This window comes from Floccifex sp., assembly GCF_051873495.1.
Lineage (GTDB): Bacteria > Bacillota_I > Bacilli_A > Erysipelotrichales > Erysipelotrichaceae > Floccifex.
Genome location: NZ_JBJEEX010000107.1, coordinates 1 through 6,074, shown reverse-complemented (window position 1 = coordinate 6,074; position 6,074 = coordinate 1). Strand labels below are relative to the sequence as shown.

Below are 6,074 nucleotides of genomic sequence, written 5' to 3'. Positions count from 1 at the left end.
ATATTTTCAAACTTTTTCATAAATTCTATTGATTTTTATATAGTTAGCTTTTTTACAAATTCATTTTATAGAATACACTTCGAATGTCAAGATAAAACGATAAAAAGCACATTGCTGTGCTTTTTACCAAGTATCGAAAGGAATCGATATGAATAAAATTATTTCACATATAATATAAGGAAGGATGTATAAATGTGAATGTTGAAATTGAGCCTGATTTCAACTTTATCCACCCATATATTACATCAATACCATAAAAATGTAAACCCTTTCAATGATTTTTAACAAAAGAAATAACCTCCAGTCAATGGAGGTTAAAATCTATTTAGACAACAATTCATCAATCGATGCAGCTGCTTTTTTACCAGCACCCATTGCACTAATTACAGTTGCAGCTCCTGTAACAGCATCCCCACCAGCATAGATACCATCACGACTTGTCTTTCCACTATCATCTACCACAATACATCCTTTACGATTTGTTTCAAGACCTTGTGTTGTAGAACGAATTAATGGATTTGGACTTGTTCCAATTGACATAATCATACAATCACAATCAATCACAAATTCAGAACCTTGTACTTCAATTGGTCTTCTACGACCAGAAGCATCTGGTTCACCTAATTCCATGCGAATACATTCAACACCATTGATCCAACCTTCTTCGTTTCCTAATACTTTTGTTGGATTTGTTAATAAATCAAAAATGATTCCTTCTTCCATAGCATGTTCAACTTCTTCTTTACGAGCCGGTAATTCCTCTAATGAACGACGATAAACAACATGTACTTCAGCTCCTAATCGTTTAGCACTACGAGCTGCATCCATCGCTACGTTTCCACCACCAACAACAACACATTTTTTAGGATGTTGAATTGGAGTTGATGAATCAGGTTGATAAGCTTTCATTAAATTAATTCTTGTCAAGAATTCATTAGCTGAATAAACTCCTTTTAAGTTTTCTCCTTCCAAATTCATAAAATTAGGAAGACCCGCACCAGAACCAATGAAAATAGCTTCATATCCTTCTTCTTGTAAAGCATCAATTGTATCTGAACGACCAACAACAAAGTTAGTAATAATATTAACTCCTAATGCTTTTAAGTTTTCAATTTCTTTTTGTACAATTTCTTTAGGCAAACGGAATTCAGGAATCCCATACATTAATACCCCACCTGCGACGTGAAGAGCTTCAAAAACAGTAACTTCATACCCTTTTTTTGCTAAGTCACCTGCACAAGTTAAACCAGCTGGTCCAGCTCCAACAATTGCCACTTTATGTCCATTAGATTGTGGTTTTTCAATAATAGCTTGATTATGTTCACGATGCCAATCCGCAACAAAACGTTCCAAACGACCAATCGCAACAGGTTCTCCTTTAATACCACGAACACAGTGTTTTTCACATTGACTTTCTTGAGGACAAACACGACCACATACAGCTGGTAATGAAGAAGTAACAGAGATAATATTATATGCTTCTTCAAAATTTCCTTGTTTTACTTGTTCAATAAAATCCGGAATATTTACATTTACAGGACAACCACTTACACATGGTTTATTTTTACAGTGAAGACAACGGTTAGCTTCTTCAATTGCCATTTCTTCAGTATAACCTGTTGTTACTTCATCAAAATTATGACAACGAACTTGTGGTTCTTGAGTGGGCATCGGAACCTTATTTAAAGACATATTAGGCATTATTGAACCTCCTTAGACAATAAATTACATGTTTCTTCTCTTTGATGTGCTTCAAAATCACGATAAGCTGTATTACGAGACATTGCTTCATCGAAATCAACTAAATGACCATCAAAGTCTGGTCCATCAACGCAAGCAAATTTCATTTGTCCGTCTACTTTTAATCGACATCCACCACACATTCCAGTTCCATCAATCATAACAGGGTTCATACTTACAATTGTAGGAATATCATATTTTTTAGTAGTTAAACATACAAATTTCATCATGATAATTGGACCAATGGCAATTACACGATCAAATTTTTCACCATTTTGAATTAATTCTTCTAATTTATTTGTAACTAATCCCTTTTCACCAACAGAACCATCATCACTCATTAAATAATAAGAATCACTTACTTCTTTAAATTCATCTTCTAAAATTACTAAGTCTTTATTACGGAAACCTACAATTGTAGTTACATCCGCACCTGCTTTATGAAAAGCTTTAGCAGTTGGATAGGCAATAGCACAACCTACACCTCCACCAATGACACAAACTTTTTCATTTGCTTCAATTTCACTCGGTTTTCCTAATGGACCAACAAAATCATGTAATGAATCGCCTTCATTTAAATGATTTAACAACATTGTAGTTTTTCCTACAATTTGGAAAATAATTGTAACTTCACCAGTTTGTGAATCACTATCCGCAATTGTCAAAGGAATACGTTCTCCTTGTTCATCAACGCGTAAAATAATAAATTGACCTGCTTTTGCTCGCTTGGCAACAAAAGGAGCATCAATAACCATTTTTGTAACAGTAGGATTTAATACTTCTTTCTTTAAAATTTTATACATCTTGATAGATCCTTTCTATTTGTTTTCTATTTTACAATAAAAATCAATAAAATCATTAATAAATTAATTTAAAATACTTCATTGGTAAATCCTTTGAAATACCTAAGTCATAATTTCGATTCCCAATGAATGAAAATAAATCATCTTGTTTTGTTTCATCATCAATGCAATCAACAAATAAAGGAATTACATATAATGCATCTCTTTTTGCTTGTTCGTATAAATCAAAGAAACTAGCCGTAGAAATTTTTGTATCATCACAAGGATGACACCATGCATTGTGCAACAAGTTACAAGTATCAAATGGATCATCTGGTTCATTAGGAACAATTAAACCCGATAAAGCATTTTCTTTTCCAAGTGCTAACTCAACAGAAGAAAGAGACTTTAGCTTACGTCCTGAAGCATCATATAGAATTTTCTCAATTGCACACCAATCTTGTAAGCTTTCCATTATTTCATGAGGCTTTACATCTAAATCAAATACATTTTTCGCAATTGGCACATAAATGCGCGCAATGGCACGCACCAACTCTTTTGAAACATCACATATTTCATATGCTTTATAATCTTTGATTGTCACTTCTCTTTTAACTTTCAAAACAATCGCATCAAGTACCGATTCAAAACGATGATGCCACCAGCTACTTTGGCCAGTACAATCACCAGTTCGATAAAAAACATAAGGATGTACCGTCGCATCAAGAATCCAATGACATAAATGACCACAAACATAGGCAATCATATCTTGTCTCACATCCAAATCTTGTTCTTTACGAATAGATTCAAGACAAGAAAGATAAAAATCATTGACATTGGATTTATGACAAATTGATCCTAATGTACGACAATTCGAATGAGCTTTTAAATGAGTTGGATTTAATCCATGAAAAAATAAGTAATCAGGTCCGTTTGAACCAATTTCATATAGTTGTTTACTCGATAAATTCCAATCAAGGTTTTCTAATACTTCATCGGCAAAAATCGTATGAGTTATAATGTTTGGCATATTTCCTCCTCAATCACATCTAATAAACCATGATACACAATAAATTCGGAATACGTATCCATGGCACAATACTTACTAATCTGTTGACGAATAGCTTCTTTTTGTTTAATTGTCGCATGATCATAGGTACGATATGCGAATACCGCATTCATACCATTTTGAATTTCAAGTTCTTTATAAGAAACTTCATCCGTAAATATCGGCAATAAATTTTTCAAAGAATAATGACCGCGCATGCGATTATCATAAAAAACGCCTAGTTCAAATGGCTTTGACAAATCAATCATTCTTGTCCATATACTTTCTAATTGATTTTTATACTCCGGAAATTGTTGTGAAAGCTGAATCAATCTCAATTTTTCAGCTCCTTCCATGTTATAAACAAGAATAGAACCCGTCGAAGGAATGTTTTCGATTAAAGACTCTACAAATTTCTTTCGACAATCCCCAGTTGAAAAGAAATCACAGTGTGATAATTCATGTTTTTCATTTTCAACGTGTAAACTATATTGAAAACATAGAACATCAAAAGGTTTCATATTTTCATATGGTGGAATCGCAAAAGTATCCCATTCAAAATCTAAATAAGAAATTGGATATTGAATCTTAGAAATCCAGGGAATAATAGCACCTAGATCAAGAAAACGACCATTTAGACTTGCCATGTATTGAGAATACTGCAAGCGAAACCCTTCAATTTTATTTATTTTCATATCTTTGATATGTTGAATACCTTCTTCATATAAATCAAGTTTATGACGAGAAGTCGTTAAAAATAATATGGAATCATCCGGTTGATTCGATTCATCAAAACAAAAATCATAGAAACGACACCGTCTTCCTGCTGTACATTTTTTAGAACGAACAGCTTCAGGAATTGACTTTGAAAATAAAGATTGAACTTGATCAATCAAAGCATCGACATCAACATCTACTCCATTAACTACTTCATCAACTTCTTTTCCTAAATTGTTTCTTTTATTGAAAAAATGATTTCCTAAAATTAAACATTCTTCAATGTTTAATTCATTTTTACGGACATAGTCTTTATTTAAATAAATCACTTTATGTTCATTGATATGTACACCTAGTTTTTCACATATTATTTGATTAATCTTCATTTTTTGTGCTTCAAATTCTTTGGGATAAGAAGACAAAAAAGGATATACCGCACAAAACCCATCTTCTTTTTTTATAAGAACAGGAATTTTAGTACGACATTGTCGATATTCAAAACGTGCATTTAATATATATTTATTTTCTTGAAGCAATTTTAAACTTGCTTCGTTGTCATCTCCTGTTTGTCCACTTCCATATTCACTAATATTCAATAAGCGACAATATAGTTCCGAATATGGAACATCAAGATGATAGAAACTTTCCATCGGTTTTTTATTTGTGTAATAATTGTACGCCAATCGTGAACACTGTTGAAAATGTAATAAGTCACTTACATGTATCAAGTTCATCACCTGCTTTCATAATTTTTTAATGTATTTTTTAGTGATTGAACATAATTTTCCCTTATTTCTTTTGGAGAAACTATTTCAATTCCATCTGTAAATGAATAAATTTTGCGATATAAATCAAGCACATCTTCAATTATAAAAGAAAACAAAGAATAATCATCATAAATTTCTTCTTTAAATTCATATCCCCAATACATTTCTTTAAACATTCTGCGAATATTGGCTTTTACTTTTAATGTGACCTGAACGAAATTTCCTTTAATAATAGAATGTTTTCCAATATACATTTCCAAACGATAATTTGAATCCTTTAAAAACTTTCGATTCGTTAGTTCACAATTAAACATTCTTTGATCTGAGAAACGAAAAATTCGTATATCATCGCGTCGATGAGAAAAGCCTATTACATAATAAGCTTGATGGTAGTGTAATATTTCATATGGATCAAACAAAAAAGTACAAGGACTATCTTCCTTTGATGTTTGATATGTTAATGAAATACAACGACCTAATTCAATTCCCTTTTTCATTGTATCAAGAAAGGCAATCATTTCATTGGTTAAAACATATCCCGGCGTATCCATAAAGTAGTTAGGACTACGAGACTCATTATGATACATCTGCATGATTTTATCGATTGCGTTATTATACGATTTAAGTCGTGTATATTCTTTATGTGAACTGACAAGATATCTAGATTCATCTAAAGCTTTTACTTCGTCATCACTTAAACGAATAACTGGAAATAAGTCATCTTCTACTAATTCATAGCCACCATATCTTCCCTTTGTTTCTTTAATGTTGTAACCTGCAACTTCTAATTCTTTTCGAAATTCACGAATATTTCTAGGGTTTGTTTCTAGTTCTTGCGAAAGTTGAGCCGTATTCATTCTTCCACGTGATTTTAGAAGAAGAAGCATTTTTATGCAAAGCGAAGTTCGATTCATCGTACCACCTCTTGTCTATGATTCATATACATTTTCTTAAATTATCATAATAATTTTATTGAACTAACACACTCTAACGAGTGTGGGCTTTTTTTTATAAAGCCTG

Annotated in this window: 5 protein-coding genes; all 5 read right to left on the bottom strand. The window is 32.0% G+C overall.

What is annotated here, in order from left to right; translation table 11 throughout:
* Positions 1–321: 321 nt before the first annotated feature.
* Genes gltA through ACI313_RS06250 form a run of 5 tightly spaced genes read right to left on the bottom strand, consistent with a single transcriptional unit; the run spans position 322 to position 5,968 of the window.
* Entirely contained in the window at positions 322–1,701 is a 1,380-nt protein-coding gene (gene gltA, locus ACI313_RS06270) for an NADPH-dependent glutamate synthase (RefSeq protein ID WP_320608575.1), read from the bottom strand.
* A complete protein-coding gene (locus tag ACI313_RS06265; RefSeq protein ID WP_320608574.1) occupies positions 1,701–2,543 on the bottom strand; it encodes a sulfide/dihydroorotate dehydrogenase-like FAD/NAD-binding protein in 843 nt (280 codons plus the stop codon). The genes gltA and ACI313_RS06265 overlap by 1 nt, the downstream gene beginning before the upstream one ends.
* A gap of 55 nt (positions 2,544–2,598) precedes the next feature.
* On the bottom strand, positions 2,599–3,552 hold the full coding sequence (locus ACI313_RS06260) for a zinc dependent phospholipase C family protein (RefSeq protein ID WP_439755566.1): 954 nt from the start codon (positions 3,550–3,552) through the stop codon (positions 2,599–2,601).
* Positions 3,537–5,015 (bottom strand): DUF2779 domain-containing protein, encoded by a 1,479-nt coding sequence (locus tag ACI313_RS06255; RefSeq protein ID WP_439755565.1) that lies wholly within the window; start codon positions 5,013–5,015, stop codon positions 3,537–3,539. The genes ACI313_RS06260 and ACI313_RS06255 overlap by 16 nt, the downstream gene beginning before the upstream one ends.
* Before the next feature lie 5 nt (positions 5,016–5,020).
* Positions 5,021–5,968, bottom strand: a complete 948-nt coding sequence (locus ACI313_RS06250) for a helix-turn-helix transcriptional regulator (RefSeq protein WP_320104432.1) — start codon at positions 5,966–5,968, stop codon at positions 5,021–5,023.
* Positions 5,969–6,074 lie beyond the last annotated feature (106 nt).